Source organism: Mycobacterium sp. GA-1199 (assembly GCF_001500045.1).
In the GTDB taxonomy this organism is placed as follows: Bacteria; Actinomycetota; Actinomycetes; order Mycobacteriales; family Mycobacteriaceae; genus Mycobacterium.
Genome location: NZ_LQIX01000022.1, coordinates 18,551 through 40,246 on the forward strand (window position 1 = coordinate 18,551; position 21,696 = coordinate 40,246).

Genomic DNA, 21,696 nt, shown 5'->3' on the forward strand with positions numbered 1-21,696 from the left:
CTAGGAAAGTACAGTCTGCAGCGGGCATCATCACACAAGCCTCCGGATGAGGGGGCCCGAGGGACACGAAGGCGAGGCGGTGGCCGGGTTGAGCACGTTCGAGAAGGACGCGGTCATCAGCGGGCTCGGCATCTCGCGCATCGGGCGCCGCACCGGGATCCCCGGGATCGATCTGACGATGGAGGCGGTGCGCGCCGCGGTCGCCGATGCCGGGCTCACGCCGGATGACATCGACGGCATCGTCACCTTCGGGGACACGCCGCTGGCCGAAGTCGTTGCCGCACTGGATGGTCCGGCTGTCGACCAGGGCTACGGTTTCCCGACCGGCGGCGTGTTGACCCCGGCGATGTCGGCGATGGTGGCGGTCTCCGAGCGGCGCGCGCGGCACGTACTGGTGTACCGGACCGTGCAGATGCTCGGCGGAACTATGACGCAGGCACCACCCACCTCCGGGCCCAACCCGCTGGCTAATCCGCCGATCGAACCTCTCGCCCCCGGGTCCCGGCGCAAGCTCGCGCCGTTCGGCGACATCGACGAACTGCTGGCCGCGCACGCCTACTCCGCGGCCAACTGGCTTGCCATGCACTGCCGTCGGCATATGGAGCTGTACGGAACGACCAAGGAACAGCTGGGCTGGCTGGCGATCAACAGCAGACGCAATGCCGGGCTGAATCCCCTTGCCGCCTACCGCGATCCGATGACCATGGCGGACTACTTGGCGGCGCGGCCGGTGTCCACGCCGTTCGGGCTGTATGACTGCGACGTGCCGATCGATGGCTCGGTCGCGTTCGTGATCTCGCACGCCGAGTACGCACGAGACTGCCCCCAACCACCTGTGGCGGTGGAAGCCGTTGGCGGTGCCTATGGTTCGGGAGGCTGGTTCCACCGCGACGATTTTCCGAAGATGGCGTCGACCGACGCGGCCGCCGAGATGTGGTCGCGCACCGATCTGACGCCATCCGACGTCGACCTCGCCGAGCTCTACGACGGCTTCACCTTTCTGACGTTCGCATGGCTGGAGGCGCTGGGTTTCTGCGCGGACGGCGAGGCGGGTCCGTTCGTCGAAGGCGCGACGCGCATCGCGCTCGACGGCGAGCTGCCACTCAACACCTACGGAGGACAGTTGTCGGCGGGGCGGATGCACGGCTACTGGCTGCTGCACGAAGCCTGTCTTCAGCTGCGCGGGCAGGCCGGTGACCGGCAGGTGTCCCGCCGACCCGAGGTGGCGGTCGCCGCGGCAGGCGGCGGGCCGATCGCCGGCTGCCTGCTGTTGACCCGCTGAGGTCAGTCCTCCGCACGCCGGGGCCGGCGCAGTGCGCCCCACAGCCCGACGCCGATGCCGATGACCGCGCCGCCGAGTCCGATGACCCGCTGCGAGCGTCTCATCTCGTGGTGCACACTCGAGCCGCCCAGCAGATCGGCGGCGTCGGCGCCGCCCGAGGCCAGAAACCAGCCTCGGGTGTCGCGGCCCCGCAGTGCCGTTGACAGCAGCAGCCCGCCGATGAGTGCGTCGCGGTACCCCATCGAGCGCAGCAGCAGCTGCGTCGTCGGCGCCGGCTCATCCGGATCTCCCCACAGCCGGTTGGCCCGAACGGGGTCGATCAGAAACGACACACCGGACGCGAATCGGATGCTGCCCGCGACGAGCGCGGCGCGGTCGTAGGACATGGCCGCAGCCTAGGCCGCAATCGTGTGCGGCGAGCCGGTTCTGCCGGCCGATCGTGCTCAGCCGAGCCTGCTCAGCCGAGGGTGAACAGCTCGAGCTGAATGTTGTCGGGGTCGCGGAACACCACGGTCGCAAAGGGAAACGGCTCCTCGGCCGCGCGGATACCGGAGTGTTCGATGCCGAGTTCGTCGAGCCGTCGTGTCCACGCGTCCAACTCGTCTCGTGACGCCACGTTCAACGCCACGTGGTCCAAACCGGTTCGGGCTTCGTCGAATCGGTTCCCGTCGTTGCCGGTGTTGGTGTGCAGTCCGATCACGACACCGGAGCGCGGCTCGATCAGCAGCTCACCGTATCCGGTGTCCTCCCGTTCGTAGTGCGGGAACTTCATCGGTAACCGGTCCGCCCCGAGCAACCGTTGATACCAGGCAAGGCTGGCCTCGAGATCGGTCACCGTGATGGAGATGTGGTGGATGCCGGTGATACCCGGGACGTCGTCGCTCATTCCGATCTCCTGTTCGTTTCGCGCCGGCACCGGTGTGCCGTCAAACCAACCGTAGGCAGAGCCGCCGGCTCACCTGCCGTGGGTCGCGAAGAACTGCCCACTGGACTGGGACGCGTCGAACGGGGCGAACAAACCACCGGGCCAGACGTGGCCTCCGCCGTCGATCTGGACGAACACCACCTCGGTTCCGCCGGCACACCCGGCGGCGACGAACCGGTGGACGGTGCCCTGCACCTGCTCGACCGGTGCCGGGCAGCCGTCGAGCTCACGCCAGCGCTGCGCCATCGCCGCGGGCGCGACGATGTCGCTGGGCCCGCCGCGGCCCACCATCGGGCCACCGGCGAACGGCACCACCGGATCGGCCGTTCCGTGCACCGCCAACACCGACACCGGCTGCGACGGTGCGCAGGGGAAACCCGAGGCGAGCGTGCCCGCGACGGGTGCCGCGGCGGCGAAGATGTCGGCGCGTTCGCACGCGAGCCGCGAGGCCATGAAACCGCCCGCCGATGTCCCGGTAACGAAGACGTGGCCGGGGTCCACGCCGTACTCCTCGCGCAGCCGCTCGGCGAGCGCGACCAGGAACCCGACGTCGTCGACGCGCTGGCGGTCCGGCAGTGAGGCGCCGCGGCCGTCGGCCCAGCTCATATCGACCCCGTCGGGATACGCGACGACGAACCCGTACTGATCGGCGATCGCGTTGTAGTTGGTTGCTCCGGCCTGCGCCGGTCCGGTCATCCCGGCGCCGTGCAGGTTGAGGACGAGCCCGGCGGGGCGATCGAGGCCGGGCGGAGAATGCACCGTGTAGGTGCGGTTCAGCCCGCCGATCGTCAAGGCGCCCGCCGCATCGCCTCCCGGGAATGCCGCAGCCTGTCCCCCGCCGAAGCCGAACAGCACACAGACCGCCGCCAGTACGACCGACGCTTTGGCCGCGGGCCGCGTGCGGCGAGCGTCTCTCAGATGAGCCGATAGCCCGACCATTGTTCGTCCCCCCTTTCGAACTGCAATCACCGGCGCGAACGTAAACCACCGTCGCATGCCGCGTTCACCTTTTATCCCGGGTCGGCCGTATTCATGCATCCGACCGCAAAGGCGCCGGGTATCTCGTGCGGAACCTTCTCCACCGATGCCTATCGACGATTGGGCTCGCTCGCGGCCCAGCGGTCGGAGTGGACCGCGCAGGCGGCCGAGGCCGACACCATCCTCATTCGACGAAACCCAAAGCGCCGAAATCCAATTCCTGCCGGACACCGTGCACAAGCCAGACGTCAGCGACGCGTCGCTGCCCAGGCCGCCAGATACAGCACCGCGCCCACCGCGATCAGTATCGCGGCGAAGAGCCAGACCTTCGCGGTCTGCTGGGTCAGCAACAACACGCAGGACGCCACCCCCAGGACCGGCACGGCCGTCCAGACTCGGAAATGCGGGTGATCGACCGGGTCGCGGCGCAGCACCAGCACCGCGATGTTCGTTGAGATGAACACGACCAACAGCAGCAGCACCACGGTTTCGGCGAGCGTCGACAGGTCGCCGAGCAGGCTCAGCACCATGGCGACCGCGGTGGTCGCGATGATCGCCGTCCACGGCGTGCGCCGGTTCGGAAGTACGCGGCCGAGCACGCTGGGCAGCAGGCCGTGCTCGGCCATGCCGTACGTGAGCCTGCTGGCCATGATCATCGTCAGCAGGGCGCCGTTGGCCACGGCGACGAGCGCGATCGCGCTGAAGACCCGGTCGGGGACCCCGACGTCGGCCGCCGCAACCACGTCGAGCAACGGACCGGAAGACTTCGCGAGGTCCTCGGCGGGCAGGGCGATTGCGCTCGCCAGACCGACCAGCGCGTAGAGCACGCCCGCGGTGATGAGGGCGCCGAACAGCGCCGTGGGATACACCTTGCTCGGATTGCGGATCTCCTCGGCCACGTTCGCCGATGTCTCGAAGCCCACGAACGAGTAGTACGCGACGATCGCTGCGCTCAGGATGGCCAGCGCGGGCGTGGCGCCCTCGGGGAATTCGGTGACGCGGCCGAGATCGCCGCGGCCGCGACCGACCATCAGCGACACCGCGATGACCACGATCAGCAGACCGGTCAGCTCGATCACCGTCATCACGACATTGCTCTTGACCGACTCGCTGATGCCCCGCGCGTTGAGGCACCCGATCAGGGCCAGGAAAACGATGGCCGCCGGTACGGCCGGGACATCGATGAACGTCGTGAGATAGTCGCCGGCGAAGGCGAGAGACAGACCCGCCGCGCTGGTCACCCCCGCGGCGAGCATGCAGAAACCCACCAGGAATGACACCACGGGTCGACCGAACGCCCGCTCGGCGAACACCGCCGCGCCGCCCGCCTTCGGATACTTGGTCACCAGTTCGGCGTAGGAGCCGGCGGTCAGCAGCGCCAGCAGCAGAGCCAGCAACAGCGGCGCCCACAGCACACCGCCCACGTCGCCGGCGAGCACACCCATCAGCGCGTAGATCCCTGCGCCGAGCACGTCGCCGAGGATGAACAGGAACAGCAGCGGCCCGGTGATCTTGCGTTTGAGCTTGCCGCCCGCCGTCTCGTCGGGCTCGCCGGTTTGCGCTGTGGCCGGGGACGTCATGCCGGTCCTGATACCCGGCTCCGTAAATCTGCACACTGCGATCTGTGCGTGAAAGCGATCGGCTGGCGAACGAAATCACTCACAAGTCAGAGGGTTGACGAGGTTGCGACACGGTCACAGGTGAATACCTATCCGTGCATCAAGATCACACGAGTCACTTTCGTCACTAGCGTCACATCCGCCATCGCTGACGTCTCGCCGGGCGTCCCGCTCCGAAAGGTGTGACATGTCGCCTCCGCGAATCGCCTCGTTGTCGGTGGCGTCCGCAACCGTGATCGCACTGAGCGCCGTACTCGGCGTCACCCCAGCGGCCTGGGCCGAACCGTGCACCGGCGCCGCGGCGGCCGCACAACCGCCCGCCGCGCCGAACACCGAAGCGACGCCGGCACTGCCGGGTGGCCCACCGGTCGGCCACCGGCCGCGCAACACCAATGACGAGGCGCCGCTGCCGCCCCTCGGCCGACTGCCCGCCGAGATCCTCGAGTCGCTTACGCCGCAGTCGGCGACCGTGGACCACCAGGCCGCCGTACGCCCCACGCCACCTCAACCCCCAGCGGACCAGCCTGTCGCACAACAGGTTCCCGAGCCGCCTCCCCCACCCGCGCCGCCGGGCACGACGTTGGTCGGGTGGGTCACCGGGCCCGAGAGCCCGAACAACACCATCGGGCGGTTCGCGATCACCGGCACCGATCTCGGGATCATGTGGGACAACGGCGATCCCGGCAATCGCCAGGTTCTGATGGCGTTCGGCGACACGTACGGCTACTGCAGCGTGCGCGGAAAGCAGTGGCGCTACAACGCGCTGTTGCGCACGCAGGACGGAGCGCTGTCGAAGACGGTCGCCGTGCCCGACGGCGCCCTCGCCAACCGTTACTCCGGTTCCCCGCTGTGGGCGCCCGGACTGTCCAAGCAGATCATCAACAGCACCAAGTGGGCGCCGAACGAGAAAGGCATCATTCCCACCGCCGGTGTCGCCGTGGGCGGCAATCAGTTCGTGAACTTCATGTCGATCAAGAGCTGGGACGCCGACGGGCGGTGGACGACGAACTTCTCGGCGATCGCGGTCTCCCCCGACAACGGTGAGCACTGGGGCGTCTACCCCGGCACGGTGCGCGCCGCACGCGAAGGTGACGTCCCGGATGCGCGGTACGTGCGCGGCAACGAGAACTTCCAGCAGGGTGCGTTTCTGAAGCCGGGCCCTGGCGATCCGTACCTGTACACGTTCGGGACGCCGGCGGGCAGAGGGGGCGCGGCGTACATCGCGCGCATCCCGCAGGGCGCGGTGCCCGATCTCAACCGCTACGAGTACTGGAACGCCGGTCAGAACTCCTGGGTGCCAAGGGATCCGGGAGCGGCAACAGTGGTGATCCCCGGCCCGGTCGGCGAAATGTCGGCCCAGTACAACACCTACCTCAAGCAGTACGTGGTGCTGTACTGCAACGGCGCCAACGACGTGGTGGCCAGGATGGCGCCGGCCCCCCAGGGACCGTATGGCCCCGAGCAGTTGTTGGTGCGGTCCTGGGATGTCCCCGGCGGTATCTACGCGCCGTTCCTGCATCCGTGGTCGACCGGCAAAGAGCTGTACTTCAACCTGTCGCTGTGGTCGGCCTACAACGTCATGTTGATGCGCACAGTGCTGCCGTGAGATCGGCGGCTCTGTTCAGTCACCCTCTGCCGCTTGCACTTGGGCAACCGATGTCAGCCCGCTGATCGTCAGTACCGGCATCAAAATCGGGTTGGCGACGATCGTGCGGATCTGCGGGGCGTGCTCGAACAGCGCGTTGATCGCCCCGCTGTCGAGGTATTCGACCGCGGACAAATCGATGGTCAGTCGCGCCGTCTCCTGGCTCCGCCTGCCCACGGCGGCGATGGCGTCGGTGAAAGCGTCGATGTTGCTCAGGTCGAGCTCGCCTGCTGCGCTCAACACGACGGTGCCGTCGTCCCGGCGGCCGGTGCGCACGGTGAGCGGTGTGGGCATCAGGCGATCCTGGCGTGCAGGTCGATCGTCGTACCGGAATCGCCTGTCTCGATCGTGACGTCGTGCATCAACGCCCGCATCAGCGCGATTCCGCGCCCGCGATGGGACGCTGGATCGACCTGGGGCACTTTCCACACCCCGGTGTCGGCGATGGTCAGGTGAAGCCGGTCCGCCAGCACGGTCGCGCGCAGACGTACCGTCCCCCCGGGACGGTCACGGTGTCCGTGCTCGATCGCGTTGGCGAGCGCCTCCCCCGTGGCGATCAGCACGTCGAGGGTCTGGCTCGGATCCACGCCCGCCCGCACCAACCACTTCCGCAGCGCGCTGCGTGTGCCGGCCAACTCAGCGGGGTCGGCGCTGAATTCGATCTCCAGCGGCGCCGGTTGGCGGTACAGCATGAGCGCGACGTCGTCCTGGTATCCGTGGATGGGTGCCAACTGCGTCATGATCTCGTCTGCCAGGTCGTCGAGCCCTGTCGCGGAGTGGCTTTCGAGCACGTCGACGGCCCGGCCGATTCCCTTGTCCAAGGACTCGCGCCGACGCTCCACCAGACCGTCGGTGTAGAGCAACAGCGTCGCGCGCGCCGGCATGACCTGCCTGCCCTCGGGGCGGATGTGATCGAAGGGCAAGCCGAGCGGGGTGACCGAGGCATCGTCGAGCAAGCGGCTGGCGCCGTCGGGAAGCACGATGACCGGAGGCGGGTGGCCGGCACTGGAGTACAGCAACTCACCGGTGTCCGGATTGAGCACGGCGCAGAACGCCGTCGTACAGCGCGCGCCGGGTAGCCTGGCGGCGAACCGGTCGAGGGCTGTCAGCGCAGCGGCCGGTCCGGGGTGTTCGAGAAGCAGTGCCCGACAGGCGCTTCGCAGCTGTCCCATCACCGTGGCTGCGGTCAATCCATGCCCGACGCAATCGCCGACGATCAACGCGATACGGCCGTCGTCGAGGTCGACGACGTCGTACCAGTCACCACCGACCTGCAGCGGGCGGGTGGCCGGCTGGTACCGCACGGCGAAGCCACTCGAGACCGTGGGACCCAGAATCGCGTGCTGTAGCGCGAGCGCGGTTTCGCGCTGCTGGTCCAGTAGATGTACGCGCTGCAGCCCCTGGCCGAGCCGGCCGGCCAAGACCTCCAGCAGCGTCTTGTCTTCGGGCGTGAACGGTCGGTGCTCGGGTAACTCGACGTAGACGACGAGAACCCCGCGGGGATGCTGCAGTGCGATGCGCGCGGATCCGGTGTCCGACGCGTCGGCGACGAGCGAGTCGGCGGAGCGCAGCGAAGTGATGGCCAGTTTCGTGGCCGCAGGCAGGTCGTGCCACTGGGCCGGGCCACCGGAACAGACCAGGCCTGTCGGTTCGATCGTCGTGGTGCCGTCATCGACCGGGAACGTGACGGCCAGGACGCGGTGCGCCCGCCACACGTGGCGCAGGACGTCGGCTGTCGTACGCACCGCGTCGTCGAGCGTGTCCGCCTGCGCCAGTTGCTGATTGAGCGCGGCCAGGGCGGCCTCCCGCTGCACTGTGTAGTGCTCAGCGGTGACGTCACGGAAGGTGCCGACCATCACGAGCCGGCCAGTGTCGATCTCTTCGATCCGGTTGTACGTCAGAGTCACCCACAGCCGGTGCCCATCGCGGTGTGTGACCGGAACCGTGTGTCGGCCATGTGGTTCACGCAATATCTGCGACAACATCTCGTTGGCCTGACCGTGCGCGTCGGGATCCGACTCCGCCGTCGGCCACCAGGGCTGCACGGGCTCGTACGGTAAGCCATCAACGCCGTACCCCAGGATGTCGGTGAACGCCGCGTTGATCTCGATCACCGTGCCGCGCTCGTCGGCCACGAAGAACGCTTCCTGCAGTGAGTCGATCAGCGCGGTGCGCCAGCGGGCGTGATGATTGCGGATCCTGGCGAGTTTGACGTTCGCGCGCACGCGCGCCAGCAGTTCGGCGGCGGCGAACGGCTTGACGAGGTAGTCGTCGGCGCCGGCCTGCAATCCCTCGATGGCGGCTTCCTGCCCGGCGCGGGCGGACAGCAGCAGCACCGGTATGGCCGCGGTGCGCGGGTCTGACCGCAATGCACTGACGAGTTGGAGGCCGTCCAGAAGCGGCATCATGACGTCGCTGATCACCACGTCGGGCAGCTCGGCCCGGACCGCGTCGAGCGCTTGCTGGCCGTCGGTGACCGCGTCGACAAGGTATCCGTCGTTGCGCAGCATCCGGGCGACGTACTCACGCATGTCGGCGTTGTCGTCGGCGATGAGGACTCGCGGCGTGGGGCCGGCAACGAGAGGCGAAGAGGTTGAGCCGCCCACCCCTGGCGCCACATCGGAGGTGGGGCCCTCACCGTCGGCCGGCAGCCACCTCAGAGCCTCTTGAAGATAGGGTTGGGCGCCCGAGTCCGTTGTCCGGGCGTCGGCGGCCGAGGCCAGCGCGTCGGCCGGAACGTGTGCGGCGCCGATCGGCACGCGGATCGTGAAGGTGGTACCGACGCCCTCGGTGCTCTCTGCGGTGATGCTGCCGTTGTGGAGTTCGACCAGTTCCTTGACCAACGCCAGACCGATTCCGCTGCCCTCGTTCGACCGCGCCCGCACGTTCTCGATCCGGTGGAATCGTTCGAACAGGCGGGGTATCTCGGCGGCGGCGACCCCGGCCCCGGTATCGGAGACTCTCACCACGGCTTCGTCGCCGTCGCGGGACACGGTGACCGAGATTCCGCCGGTGAACGTGAATTTCAGCGCGTTCGACAGCAGGTTGAAGATCACCTTCTCCCACATGTCGCGGTCGATGTAGACGGTGCCGTCGAGGGAAGGACAGTCGACGGTGAACGTCAGTCCGGCACGCTCGATCGCCGACCGGAAGACGCTGGCGAGTTCGGCGGTCACGCCGCCAAGCTCGACCGGCGCGAAGTTCGCCCGCATGCGGCCGGCCTCGATCCGCGAGAAGTCGAGCAGCGTGTTGACCAGCTTGGCGAGACGTAATCCGTTGCGCCACACGATGTCCAGTTCGTCGCGGGCCAGCTCGTCGAAGTCGGCGCCGCGGGCCCGTAATTCGGCGACCGGGTCGAGGATCAACGTCAGCGGGGTTCGGAACTCGTGGCTGATGTTGGAGAAGAACGCCGTCTTCGCGCGGTCCAGCTCGGCGAGTTCCTCGGCGCGCTGCTGCTGAGCCTGGTAGTTGCGCGCACTGCCGATGCCCGCGGCGACGTGCCCTGCCACGAGCGTCACGAAGCCGCGATAGGTGTCGTCGAGCGGGCGGTAGCGGTTGAGCGCGGCCACCAGGAAGCCGATCGGGGAACCGCCCTGCTGCTGTAGCGGGACGATCAGCGCGTGTTGCGGTGGATCCCGCCAGTCCCCGGTCGGCAGGTCCGCGTACCGGTCGCCGTCGAGTGCGACCACCGTCGTCTCACCGCGCGCGGGTTCCTCCAGCGGCCAACTGCCGTCATGACCGGCGCCCACGTGCGGCACTGCGATCGGATGCTCGGCGATGCCGCCGGTGGATCCGGCGAGGCGGGCACCGCCGTCGGCGTCGAACAGGTAGGTCAACGTGAACGGGAGATCGCGCAGGTTCTGACCGAGCTGGCGTTCGGCGAACGCCATGATCTCTTCTTCGGTGCGCACGACGCTCGGGTCCGATCCGAGGTCACGCAAGGTCGCCATCTGGCGCTCGCTGATCACCTGCTGGGTGTCCTCGCTGACCACGCACAGCATGCCCACGACCAGCCCGTCGTCGTCACGCAGTGGGCTGTAAGAGAAGGTGTGGTACGTCTCCTCCTGATAGCCGGAGCGCTCGAGGAAGAGCAGCAGCGCCGAATCCCAAGTCGCCGCTCCGGTGGAAAGCACATGGTCGATTCGCGGGCCGATATCGGGCCAGATCTCGACCCACACCTCGCGTGCCGGTCGGCCGAGCGCCCAGGGATACTTGCGGCCCAACGTGTCCCGCCGATATGCGGCGTTGCAGAAGAACGTCAGATCGGGCCCCCATGCCATCCACATCGGGAATCGCGAGGACAGCAGGATGCTGACCGCGGTTCGCAGGCTCTGCGGCCAGCCGTCCGGCGCCCCCAGCGGCGTGGCGGCCCACCGAACTCCGGCCATATCGGGCCCGACCTCGCTGTCTGCATCGAAAACCGTGGTCAGTCGGTTCTGCTGCCCGCTCGAATCACTCATCCGTCGACCGCATCGGCCACGGATCCGTACGGTCGCAGAACCGTGTCGAGCTTGGTGACCTCGATGGGACGGACCACCTCGGGGTTGGCGGCCACCAACCGCACCGCAACTCCGGCTGCCAAGCCTTTCTCGTAGCACTCGAGTACGGCGTTCAGTCCCGCACTACCGAAGTACCCCACCCTGGACAGTTCGACGATCAGCAACTTGGCCGGATGCCCGTCGGCGGCCTCGACGGCGCGGTCGAAATGGGGTTGCAGAGCTCCGACGCTGTTCGAGTCGATCTCGCCGGCTACCGACACCACCACCGCGGTGTCGCGCACGTCCAGGCTCACCTCTATCTGCGCCACGTCATCTCACCCGTCAGCGGCCAAGCGGTGTGCGCGTCTGTCTTGTCATGCCCCCGGAATACCCCGGCTGGGACGACTTCAGTTACGACGCGCATCCACGGCCCTCGATCACCTACTGGGCGCGGGTGTGCGCGGTGAGCAGCAGATGGTCGAACTGCCTTCGCAGGTCGTCACGCTGGGGATCGATCGTGCCGAGTTCGGCGACGATCTGCGCGGCGAGTGCGCGCAATTTCGTGTTGGTGTGCTGTGAGCGCCACATCAGCAACTCGAACGCGGCGTCGGCGTCGATGCAGTAGACGAGCATCAGGGCGCCCTTGGCTTGCTCGATCGCCGCTCGGGCCTCGAACAGCTCGGGCAGCGACTCGCTCAGCGCCTGCCGGCGGGTCTGGGCAAACGTGTCGGTCAGGTCGATGTAGTAGCCCTCGGTGCCGACCACCGCACCCTTGTCGTCGAGCATCCGGTCGCCGATCACGATGACGGTGTGCAACCTGCCTCCGGTGTCGATGAACCGGTGGCGGCTGGAGAACGAACCACCCAGGTGCAGGGCGTGGTCGAGCAGATCCTGTACGTGCTGTCGGTCGTCGGGATGTTTGTGCGACAGCAGCAGCTCGGTCGTGGGCACGACGGCGCCGGGCTCGTAACCGTGCATCCGCGCTACTTCGTCCGACCACTCCCAACGCTGCCCGACGAACCAAAACCGGAACGTGCCGACGTTGCGGTCGGCGATCGCCCAGTCCGAGGCGGACGGCAGAGGGCTGTCTGCGACGTCCGGGTTCGTCATCTGCCCATCATGGCACCACAGACGCACGAGAAGGAGCGCGTTGGGAAAGCTCCGTAACTCCGGTTCGGCCTCAGCGGCCACCGCTGGTCGGTGCCGCTGCCCGGTCAGGGAACACAGCGGCCATCCTGCGCTGTGACGCGGGGGTGAGTACCCTTTGCGGCCACCAGAACCACCGGCCCAGCAGCGCCGCGATGGACGGTGTCATGAACGCACGCACGATCAGGGTGTCGAACAGCAGACCCAACGCGATCGTGGTGCCGACCTGGGCGATGCTGCGCAGATCGCCGACCACGAACGAGGCCATCGTCGCGGCGAACACCAAACCCGCCGAGGTGACCACCTTGCCCGAGCCGGCCATCGCACGGATGATCGCGACCTTGAACCCGTGATGCAGTTCCTCCTTGAACCGGGACACCAGCAACAGGTTGTAATCCGAGCCGACCGCCAACAGCAGGATCACCGACATCACCAGCACGATCCAGTGCAGGTGGATGCCGAGCAGGTGCTGCCACACGAGCACGGATAGTCCGAACGACGTGCCCAGCGAGAGCAGCACCGTTCCGACGATCACCGCGGCGGCCACGACCGCCCGCGTGATGATCAGCATGATGATGAAAATCAGTGCGGCAGCGGATATTCCGGCGATCACCAAGTCGTAGTTGGAGCCGTCGCGCATGTCCTTGTACGTGGCGGCGGTCCCTCCGAGGTAAATGGTGGAGCCCTCCAACGGTGTGCCCTTGATGGCTTCCTTGGCCGCGAGCTTGATCGCATCGATGTGGTCGATGCCCTCGGGGGTGGCCGGATCGCCCTCATGCTCGATGATGAACCGCACCGACTTGCCGTCGGGCGAGATGAAGTTGTCCATACCGCGCTGAAAGTCTTTGTTCGCGAACGCCTCTGGCGGCAGGTAGAACGAGTCGTCGTTCATGGATGCGTCGAACGCGTCACCCATCGCATGCGAGTTCTCCTGCATCGCGGCCATCTGATCCTGCAACCCCTTCTGCGAGGAGTGCATGGTCAGCATCATGGTCTTCATCGTCTTCATCGTCTCGATCTGCTGGGGCAGCAGCAGAATCAGCTGGGGCATCAGGCTGTCGAGGCGTTCGAGGTCGGGCACGAGGCGCTGGATGTCATCGGTCAGCGTGTCGATGCCGTCGAGGGTGTCGAATATTGAACGCAGCGACCAGCAGATCGGGATGTTGTAGCAGTGCGGTTCCCAGTAGAAGTAGTTGCGGACAGGCCGGAAGAAGTCGTCGAAATCGGCGATGTGGTCCCGCAGTTCGGCGATGTGGATCGTCGTGTTCTTGGTCTTCTGGACCATGCTGTGGGTGGTGTCGGCCATCTGCTGCATCAGGCTGGCCATCTTTTCCATCTGGTCGATGGTCGACTGCATTTCGTCGGCCTGGACCAGCATGTCGGCCATCCTGTCCTGCAGATACTTCTGGTTGAGCTGGTTCGTGGTGCCCTGCATGCTGAGCAGGAACGGGATCGTCGTGTGCTCGATAGGCTTACCCTGCGGGCGGGTGATGGTCTGCACGCGGGCGATGCCGGGTACGCGGAAGATCCCCTTGGCGATCTTGTCGATCACCAGGAAGTCGGCGGAATTGCGCAAGTCGTGGTCGCTTTCGACCATCAGCAGTTCGGGGTTCATCCGGGCGGCGTCGAAATGTCGTTCGGCGACGTCGTATCCGATGTTGGCCGGGGTGTCTGCGGGAAGGAAGTGCCGCCCGTCATAGTCGACCTTGTATCCGGTGAGTGCGAGCAACCCGACCAGTGACAACGCACAGGTCGCCACGAGCACCGGTCCTGGCCACCGCACGACCACGATGCCGACCCGTCGCCAAGCGCGCGAGTTGATGGGCCGCTTCGGTTCGAAGAGTCCGAACCGACCGCCGACGACGGTGACGGCCGGACCGAGTGTCAAGGCGGCGATCACCGCGACGAGTACGCCCACCGCACACGGCACCGCCATGGTCTGGAACCACGGCAGCCTCGTGAACTTCAGGCACAGTAGCGCTCCGGCGATGGTGAGCCCCGAAGCCAGCACGACGTGGGCCGTGCCATGAAACATGGTGTAGTACGCGGTTTCGGGGTCCTCACCGGCCTGGCGGGCCTCTTGGTACCGGCCGATGAGGAAGATCGCGTAGTCGGTGCCCGCGGCGATGGCGATCAGGGTGAGCAGGCTGGTGGCGAACGTCGAAAGCCCGATGAATCCGGTGTCGCCGAGGAAGGCGACGATGCCGCGCGAGGCGCCGAGTTCGACGAACACGATGAACAGGATCAGCACCATGGTGGTGATCGAGCGGTAGACGAACAGCAGCATCACCGCGATGACGATCAGCGTGGCGACGGTCGCCTTGACGGCTCCCTTGTCGCCGGCGACGCGTTGGTCGGCGTTCAGCGCCGCTCCTCCGGTCACGTATGCCGTGACCCCTTGCGGGGCAGGAGTTTGCGCGATGATGTCGCGAACCGATTGGATCGATTCGTTGGCGATCGTCTCGCCCATGTTCCCGCGCAGATAGATCTGCACATACGCGGACTTGCCGTCTGCGCTCTGCGCCCCCGCGGCGGTCAGCGGGTCGCTCCAGAAATCGGCGACGTGCTCGACATGTTCCGGGTCGGCGCGGAGCCTGGAGATCAAGTCGTCGTAGTAGCGGTGCGCCTCAGGGCCGAGCGCTTTGTCGCCCTCCAAGATGACCATCGCGTTGCTGTCGGAGTCGAACTCCTTGAAGTTCGCGCCCACGCGCTGCATCGCGATGAAAGCCGGTGCGTCGTGGGCGTTCATCGAGACGGTGTTGGCCTCGCCGACCTTCTCCAACGACGGGACGAACACATTTGTGGCCGCAGTCAGCACCAGCCAACCGATGATGATCGGCACCGAGAGCACTCGGATGGCATGCGCAATGCGCGAACGTTCGGCCTGCGTTCCGTGCGGAGTGCGGGCTGGTCGAATCATGCTCATCCCATGACCCTTCGATGGCGCGCGTGTCGCACGCCGACCGCGTCCCCATGACCCCGTACACCGTGCGTGTCGTATATCTAGCCTGTCGAATTATCTGCTGTCAATCGGTAAAGGGCAGCTCGTAGCGGGTTCGTGTGACCGCGATGCCACGAGGCTGGTCTTGAGGCTCGGCGGAGGTGAAGTCGTCGCTCGGCGCGCGATCGAGCGAGCTGCCGGCCCGTGCTGCTGACTTCACTTTGCCCAATATGGACACTTGCGCGTGAGGATGCTGCGCGGGCGAAGTCTTCACGCCGCGGTCGCGAGACACTCCGGCGACGTCGCGGCGATGCCCCAGCAACTCCGCGGTCGGTGATCAGCAGACGGAAGCTACGACGTGGCGCACGTCACGTCACGCCAGATGAGGTAGGCCTGGGCGAAGCGTGCCTCTCGTGTAAGTTTCTCTGAGATCGTTGCGTGAATCGGCAAGTACCGTGCTTCAGCTGCGATATGCCGAGTTATGACGCCTTCGCGACATTATCAAGCCGGCTAGCGTAACCCACGCTATTTAGTGGGACGAATCACTTGCCTCTTAGGTTAGGCTCAGCTAATCTTCAGCTGCCATTTGGCAAATTCACAGGCACAACAGGAGAAAACGTGCAACTAGCAGTTGAGGCCGGTCCGCCGGTTCAGGACCTCCCACCCAGTTACTCGCCGTCGAGCCGACGCAACTCCAAGCTGTTGGTTGCTGGCGTCGCGATGGCAAGTGCGGGTGTGATCGCGGTCAGCCCGGTGGCCCCCCCGATGCCCACCGTTCAGGATGTCCAGGAGCGCGTGGCGCACGCCGCGGTCCAGCTCACGGCGGCCAGCAATCCGCTCCTCGTGTGGGGGCAGGCCATCGCCAACACATTCGGAAGCCTGGAGACGCTGACCGGCGACGCGACCAACGCGAACCTCAACCTTCTGCGGGAGTTGAGCACCGGCTACATCTTCCGGGAGGCAGCGAATGTCCTGATTCTCAACACCCTCAACCCGGGTCCTCTGCTCGATCAGGTCCTCAATTTCAACTCGAACTTCGGACCCGTGATCACCTCGGCCCTGGAGGGCACCTTCGAGGGGCTGAGGTTGGCGGCCGAGCAGTTCCCCGGCGTGATCACCGAGTCGTTGAACCACCTGTCGAACGGCGAGTTCTTCGAAGCGTTCTCCAAGGTCAATGGCTGGTTCGTGCTCCGGGTGCTCGGTGGCGTACGGCCGCTGATCGACGTCTTCTCCATCCCCGCCGACTTTGTGGGAGCCCTTCCCGGCGCGGAGAAGTTGCCCGCGCTGCTCGATGTGATCTCCGAGTTCGGGGTCACCAAGGCGATTTTCGAACCGATCATCGGCTCGATCGTCCAGTCGACGGAGATCTTTGATGCCACGCGCGAGGCATTGGCCGCGGGCAACATCACGGATGCCATCACCAACCTGGTGAACCTGCCGGTGCTGGCGCTCAACGCTCTGGTCAACGGGTTCACGCCGGCCACCTCCCCCTCGGAGTGGCAGGGTCTGCTCGACCGTGGTCTGTTCACCTACCTCGCGGTCACGCTGCCCAACCAGATTGCCAATGCGATCGCGCCTCCGGCCCCGTCGAGCCTCAGTGCCCTGGGCGGCCCGGGTGAGTTCCGCTTCGGTGGTGACCTCGTTCCGGTCAGCCTCGCCGACAAGGGTGAGGGTGAGGACGAAGGCGCCGGCGAAGGCGAAGGTTCGGCCGCTGGCGAAGGTGTCGGCGAAGGCGCCGCTGAAGGCACCGGCGAGGACGTCACCGCAGGCGCCGGCGAAGAGTCGGGCGAAGGCGTCGGCGAGGACGTCAACGCAGGCGCTGGCGAAGAGTCGGGCGAAGGCACCGGCGAGGAGTCGGGTGAGACTTCGGGCGAAGAGTCGGGCGAAGGCACCGACGCGACACCGAGCGAAGGCACCGGCACGGGCGGCAGCACCAACACCGGCAGCAACACCTCGGGCATCAGCACCAGCCGGGGTGAGGGCACGGGCGGCAGCACCGGTTCGACCGGCAACACCGGCAACACCGGCACGACCGGCAGCACCGGCAGCACCGGCTCCGGCACGACCGGCAGCACCGGTTCGACCGGTGGCTCCGGCACGGGCAGCAGCACCGGCTCCAACACGGGCAGCAGCACCGGCACGACCGTCAGCACTGGCTCGACCAGTGGCGCCGACTCGAGCAGCAGCACCGGTTCCGCCTCCGGCAGCACCGGCTCCGGCTCCGGCAGCACCGGCTCCGCTTCCGGCAGCACCGGTTCCGGCTCCGGCAGCAGCAACTAAGTAAGTACGACGGTGACGGCCCCCTCGGCAACGAGGGGGCCGTCTCTCGTCTGCGGTGATTGCGAGGTCAGCGAGCGCCTCGCACAAGCCGGCCCGGCCGGGCGCCGGTGTCGGTACCGTCGCGCCGCGTCACCACGCCGCTGACGACCGTCGCGGTGTAACCGGAGGCGCCCTGCACCAGCCGCTGACCCCCGGCAGGCAGGTCGTAGGCCATCCGCGCGGGATGCAAAGTCAGCGCGTCCATGTCGATGACATTGACGTCGGCCTTCTTTCCCACCTCGATGACGCCGCGATCGCTCAGCCCGAACAGCTGCGCGGTGTCGTGGGATTGCTTGCGCACCACGTACTCCAGCGGAAGTTTGTCACCGCGGTGGCGGTCGCGCGCCCAGTGCGTGAGCAAGAAGGTGGGATACGACGCGTCGCAGATCATTCCGCAATGCGCGCCGCCGTCGGACAGTCCGACCACACCCGCCGGATGCAGCAGCATCTCCCGAATCGCGTCGTGGTTACCGTAGAAGTAGTTGTAGAACGGCAGCATCAGCATCGCCGTTGCGTCGTCCTCCAGCATCAGGTCGTACAACGTGGCCAGCGGATCCTCCCCACGTTCGCTGGCGATCTTCTCCACGGTGCGTTCGACGGTCGGTTCGTAATCGGGTGGATCGCCCAGCGAATAGATGCGGCCGAGCGAATACTGCACAAGGGCAAACATGTTGTCGAACAACACATTCGGGTCCGGCGGTAAGTCTTCCTCGGCCAGGATCGCGGCCTTGACCGCAGGATCCGCCAGGCGCGCGGCCAGCTCTTCGCGGCTGCTTTCGGCCTTGAGTTTGCGGAAGGTCGGCCGGTGTGTGAAGGCGTGGTGGCCCGGAAAGCCGAACAGCATCCCGAATGGACGCGCGGCGATCTGCGGATAGAGCTCACTACCTGCCGCATGCGCCTGCGCCGAGATGTCGAGCTGTTCGCGCCACAGGTCCGGAGCCGCATCGACCTGAATCATCCCGAACGAGATCGGACGGTCGATCTCGGCGGCGAGACGCTTCATCCATTCGAGTTCCTTCTTGGGCGCGATGATGTCCTCGCCGGCAACCCCCTGCGGCGCCAGCTCGAACACCGCCCGCCCACCCGCGGCCATCGCGCGGCCGAGGCCGAACAGTTCGTCCTCGGCGGCGAAAGTGCCCGGAACCGGTTCACCGTCGATGGCCCGGTGCCCCAGTGTGCGCGATGTCGAGAAACCCAGCGCGCCGGCCTCGATGCCTTGCTGCACGAGGCAGGCCATCGCCGCGATGTCCTCCGGCGACGCGGGCTCGTTGCGGGCTCCGCGCTCCCCCATCGCATATGCGCGGACCGCACCGTGGGCGATCTGGCTGCCCACATCGATGGCGAAGTCCTGCTTTTCGATGACATCGAGGTATTCGGGGTAGCTCTCCCACCCCCACGAGATGCCCTCGGTGAGCGCGGTGCCCGGAATGTCCTCGACGCCCTCCATCAGCCCGATCAACCATTCCTCGTGGCCCGGCCGCACCGGTGCGAACCCGACCCCGCAGTTGCCGGTCACCACTGTGGTCACCCCGTGGCCGCTGGAGGGCTCGAGCAAGCTGTCCCAGCTGACCTGCCCGTCGTAGTGCGTGTGGATGTCGACGAAGCCGGGCGCGACGACTTTCCCGGTCGCGTCGATCGTCTCGGCGGCCTCGCCCTCGAGCGGGGTGTCGCCAGGTCCGCGACGACGGACTTCGACGATCTTGCCGTCCCTGATTCCGATGTCCGCGCTGAACCGGTCCGCTCCCGTGCCGTCGACGACGGTTCCGCCGGTGATTTTCAGGTCGAACACGATAAGCCCTCCGCATCCGGATTTCAGCCGCTAGTGTCGGGCACTGTAACACCGTTACAGAGGCTTCGCGGCGACTTCGGAAAGGACCGTTCGTGACGCACACAGCGCGACAAGTCCGACGCGAAGATGCGATCGGAGCCCCACCCGCGCGGCCCACGCTGGTGCCCGCCGAGCGGTACTACTCCGCTGGATTCGCTGCGCTCGAGACCGAACGCATGTGGCCCAGGGTGTGGCAGCTGGCCTGCACGCTCGACCACGTCGCCGAATCCGGCGACTACTTCGAATACCGGTGCGGCCCATACTCTGTGCTGATCGTCTGCGGGGACGACGGTGTTCTGCGGGCGTTTCAGAACGTCTGCCGGCATCGCGGCAACTCACTGTGCTCCGGCGCGGGCTCGGGTCTGCGCGAACTGCGGTGCGGGTATCACGGCTGGACCTGGGACCTCGGCGGGTCACTGCGGCGGGTGCCGAACCGCAAAGGGTTCGGCGCGTTGCAGATGTCCGAGCTCCCGCTTCTCCCGGTCGCCGTCGACACCTGGGAGCGGCTGGTCTTCGTCAACCTGGATGTCGACGCGATGCCGCTGCTCGACTACCTCGAGGAGATGCCCGCCGACGTGAAGTGGTGCAGGCTCGCCGACTTCCGGTGCTATGCCACGATGACGATCGACGTCGACGCCAACTGGAAGACGATCGCCGACGGATACAGCGAGACCTACCACATCCAGACCCTGCATCCCGAGCTGCACCGGTGTATGGACGATGTCTACGCCCCACAGAAGATCTGGGGTCACACGGGTAAATCCGAACAGCTGTACGGGATTCCGAGTCCGCATCTGAAGCAGCCCCTCAGCGACGACGAGGTGTGGGATGCGTACGTGTGCACGCAGGGTGCGTTGATGGGCGTGGACGAGGGCACCCCGCTGCCCGACGACCGCGAACCGGGCGCATCGGTGGCCGACGTCATCGCCGCCCGCACGCGCGCGTTCGCCGCCTCCCGCGGCGTCGACCTGCAATGGGCCGACACCGAGCAGATCATGCAGCTGCACCAGTACAACGTTTTCCCGAACATGACGCTGCTGATGAACGCCGACCATCTGACGGTGATGACGTCACATCCGGGATCGGATCCAGACCACGGCGAACTGGTGATGCTGCTGTGGACACGGATGACGCCCGGCGCGCCACGCGCCACGCCCGTCGACGTGCGCATGAAGGCCGAGGAGGCGCACCCGGGACTGGTTCTCACCCAGGACATCTCGGTGTTGGCAGGGTTGCAGCGGGGCCTGCATCAGCCGGGCTTGACGCACCTGACGCTGTCCAACGAGGAGCGCCGCGTGATCAACATGCACCGCAACCTCGAGCGCTACCTGGACCTGCCCGAGTCGCAACGGATGACCGGAGGTGAGCCCGGTGACATCACGGCGGGCCGCTAGGGCACAGGAGGCCATCAGCGCAGAGGTCATCCTCGACGCCGCCGCCAGGATGATCGAACTGCACGGGGTGGACGGCTTCACCATGCGCGGGCTGGCGGATCAGCTCGGTGTGGCGGTGACGTCGATCTACTGGCACGTCGGCGGCCGCGACAAGCTGTTCGACAGCCTCGTGGACCGGCTGCTCGACGAGATGGCACATCTGCCCACCGATGGCAACAACGCGGTCGACCGCATCGCGTCACTCGCGCATGCTCAACGCCGCGCACTCATCAACAGACAACATCTGCTCGCGATCGCCCACGAACGCGACCAGACACCCCGGTTGTTTCTGCCGGTTCAACAGGCGCTGGCGGCCCAACTCGCAGAGCTCGGGGTGACGGGCCAGGATGCGGCCCTAGTGCTGCGCGCGGTGGAGGTGCATGTCATTTCGTCTGCGGTGATGCAGTTTTCGGCCGTGCGCGGTGAGAAGCACGACGAGGAGGACCCGTCGCTGTGGACCGACGACTGGCCCGACCGTGCCCTCGTCGAAGCGCTGCAGTCACCTACCGACTACGACGCGGTGTTCGCCTACGGGCTTGACGCGCTGCTGACCCCGCTGCGCCGCCATGGACGAGATTGCACTCAGGGCTGTGATGACCACCCACGACCCTGGGTGCAATCTCGACCGTAGGAGCCGCCCAAGACACCACTAGCCGACTGCGTGGCGCGACGATAGGGCAGTGGTCACTTGGTGGCCGGTGTGTAGCGCAGCATCGTCACGTCGTGCTCGGGATAATCGAAGAAGACCGGTTTGACCCGCATCCCGACTTTCAGCTCGTCGGGTTCGACGTCAACCAGCTCGGTGGAAAACCGCGGTCCCTCATCCCATTCGACGATCGCCAGCAGTTGCGGCACCGCATCGGCGAAGTGCGGCCCGACGGGTCGGCGTGCCACGGTGTAGGAGTACAGCGTGCCCATCCCGGAGATCTCACGCCACTCGAGGTCATCGGCGAGAGTCCGCGGGGCCCGCACCCTCGGATAGAACACGTACGCATTCGATGACGGCGAGTACTGGATCATGATGCGGTGCTGGGCCAGTGCATCCCAAAAGGGTGCGGTGGTCGGGGTTTTCACCGGCATGGGCCGCTCGAAGGTGGTCACG

At 66.6% G+C, this 21,696-nt stretch carries 16 protein-coding genes; 5 read left to right on the plus strand and 11 right to left on the minus strand.

The window, feature by feature from the left end; translation table 11 throughout:
* The first annotated feature begins 88 nt into the window (after positions 1-88).
* Positions 89-1,282, plus strand: coding sequence for a thiolase family protein (locus AU198_RS15135; protein ID WP_156431621.1), 1,194 nt, complete (start codon positions 89-91; stop codon positions 1,280-1,282).
* Between the two features lie 2 nt (positions 1,283-1,284).
* On the opposite strand, the gene AU198_RS15140 is transcribed toward AU198_RS15135, so the two are convergent.
* The 4 genes from AU198_RS15140 to AU198_RS15155 all read right to left on the minus strand — a co-directional run bounded on the left by AU198_RS15140 (position 1,285) and on the right by AU198_RS15155 (position 4,765).
* Positions 1,285-1,668 carry a DUF4267 domain-containing protein gene (locus AU198_RS15140; protein ID WP_064348973.1) on the minus strand — a complete coding sequence of 128 codons (384 nt, stop codon included), beginning with the start codon at positions 1,666-1,668 and terminating at the stop codon, positions 1,285-1,287.
* Positions 1,669-1,739: 71 nt separating this feature from the next.
* Positions 1,740-2,168, minus strand: coding sequence for a VOC family protein (locus AU198_RS15145; protein WP_064348999.1), 429 nt, complete (start codon positions 2,166-2,168; stop codon positions 1,740-1,742).
* 69 nt (positions 2,169-2,237) lie between these two features.
* On the minus strand, positions 2,238-3,146 hold the full coding sequence (locus AU198_RS15150; RefSeq protein WP_064348974.1) for an extracellular catalytic domain type 1 short-chain-length polyhydroxyalkanoate depolymerase: 909 nt from the start codon (positions 3,144-3,146) through the stop codon (positions 2,238-2,240).
* A gap of 287 nt (positions 3,147-3,433) precedes the next feature.
* The gene (locus AU198_RS15155) at positions 3,434-4,765 is read right to left on the minus strand and encodes an APC family permease (protein ID WP_064348975.1); all 1,332 of its coding nucleotides are present in this window, start codon (positions 4,763-4,765) and stop codon (positions 3,434-3,436) included.
* A 226-nt stretch (positions 4,766-4,991) separates the two neighbouring features.
* Between AU198_RS15155 and AU198_RS15160 the strand changes: the two genes are divergently transcribed.
* A complete protein-coding gene (locus tag AU198_RS15160) occupies positions 4,992-6,410 on the plus strand; it encodes a glycoside hydrolase family 183 protein (protein ID WP_156431619.1) in 1,419 nt (472 codons plus the stop codon).
* A 15-nt stretch (positions 6,411-6,425) separates the two neighbouring features.
* Here AU198_RS15160 and AU198_RS15165 read toward each other — a convergent pair whose 3' ends face one another.
* The 5 genes from AU198_RS15165 to AU198_RS15185 all read right to left on the minus strand — a co-directional run bounded on the left by AU198_RS15165 (position 6,426) and on the right by AU198_RS15185 (position 14,993).
* Complete coding sequence (locus tag AU198_RS15165) at positions 6,426-6,743, minus strand: STAS domain-containing protein (protein WP_064348976.1); 318 nt, start codon at positions 6,741-6,743, stop codon at positions 6,426-6,428.
* Entirely contained in the window at positions 6,743-10,909 is a 4,167-nt protein-coding gene (locus AU198_RS15170; protein WP_064348977.1) for a SpoIIE family protein phosphatase, read from the minus strand. Before AU198_RS15170 ends, AU198_RS15165 begins: the two co-directional genes overlap by 1 nt.
* Positions 10,906-11,256, minus strand: a complete 351-nt coding sequence (locus AU198_RS15175) for an STAS domain-containing protein (RefSeq protein WP_064348978.1) — start codon at positions 11,254-11,256, stop codon at positions 10,906-10,908. The genes AU198_RS15170 and AU198_RS15175 overlap by 4 nt, the downstream gene beginning before the upstream one ends.
* A gap of 112 nt (positions 11,257-11,368) precedes the next feature.
* Positions 11,369-12,037, minus strand: coding sequence for a PAS and ANTAR domain-containing protein (locus tag AU198_RS15180; protein ID WP_082691044.1), 669 nt, complete (start codon positions 12,035-12,037; stop codon positions 11,369-11,371).
* Positions 12,038-12,107: 70 nt separating this feature from the next.
* Positions 12,108-14,993 carry an MMPL/RND family transporter gene (locus AU198_RS15185; RefSeq protein WP_156431622.1) on the minus strand — a complete coding sequence of 962 codons (2,886 nt, stop codon included), beginning with the start codon at positions 14,991-14,993 and terminating at the stop codon, positions 12,108-12,110.
* Positions 14,994-15,632: 639 nt separating this feature from the next.
* Between AU198_RS15185 and AU198_RS15190 the strand changes: the two genes are divergently transcribed.
* A complete protein-coding gene (locus AU198_RS15190) occupies positions 15,633-17,294 on the plus strand; it encodes a hypothetical protein (RefSeq protein WP_156431620.1) in 1,662 nt (553 codons plus the stop codon).
* Between the two features lie 67 nt (positions 17,295-17,361).
* Here AU198_RS15190 and AU198_RS15195 read toward each other — a convergent pair whose 3' ends face one another.
* Positions 17,362-19,122, minus strand: a complete 1,761-nt coding sequence (locus AU198_RS15195) for an N-acyl-D-amino-acid deacylase family protein (RefSeq protein ID WP_064348981.1) — start codon at positions 19,120-19,122, stop codon at positions 17,362-17,364.
* Between the two features lie 92 nt (positions 19,123-19,214).
* Here AU198_RS15195 and AU198_RS15200 point away from each other — a divergent pair, with 92 nt between their 5' ends.
* Positions 19,215-20,555: an aromatic ring-hydroxylating oxygenase subunit alpha gene (locus AU198_RS15200; RefSeq protein ID WP_064348982.1), complete on the plus strand. Its 1,341-nt coding sequence runs from the start codon at positions 19,215-19,217 to the stop codon at positions 20,553-20,555.
* Positions 20,533-21,225 (plus strand): TetR/AcrR family transcriptional regulator, encoded by a 693-nt coding sequence (locus AU198_RS15205; RefSeq protein ID WP_231744677.1) that lies wholly within the window; start codon positions 20,533-20,535, stop codon positions 21,223-21,225. The genes AU198_RS15200 and AU198_RS15205 overlap by 23 nt, the downstream gene beginning before the upstream one ends.
* Positions 21,226-21,278: 53 nt before the next feature.
* On the opposite strand, the gene AU198_RS15210 is transcribed toward AU198_RS15205, so the two are convergent.
* Positions 21,279-21,695: a Zn-ribbon domain-containing OB-fold protein gene (locus tag AU198_RS15210; RefSeq protein ID WP_064348983.1), complete on the minus strand. Its 417-nt coding sequence runs from the start codon at positions 21,693-21,695 to the stop codon at positions 21,279-21,281.
* Position 21,696 lies beyond the last annotated feature (1 nt).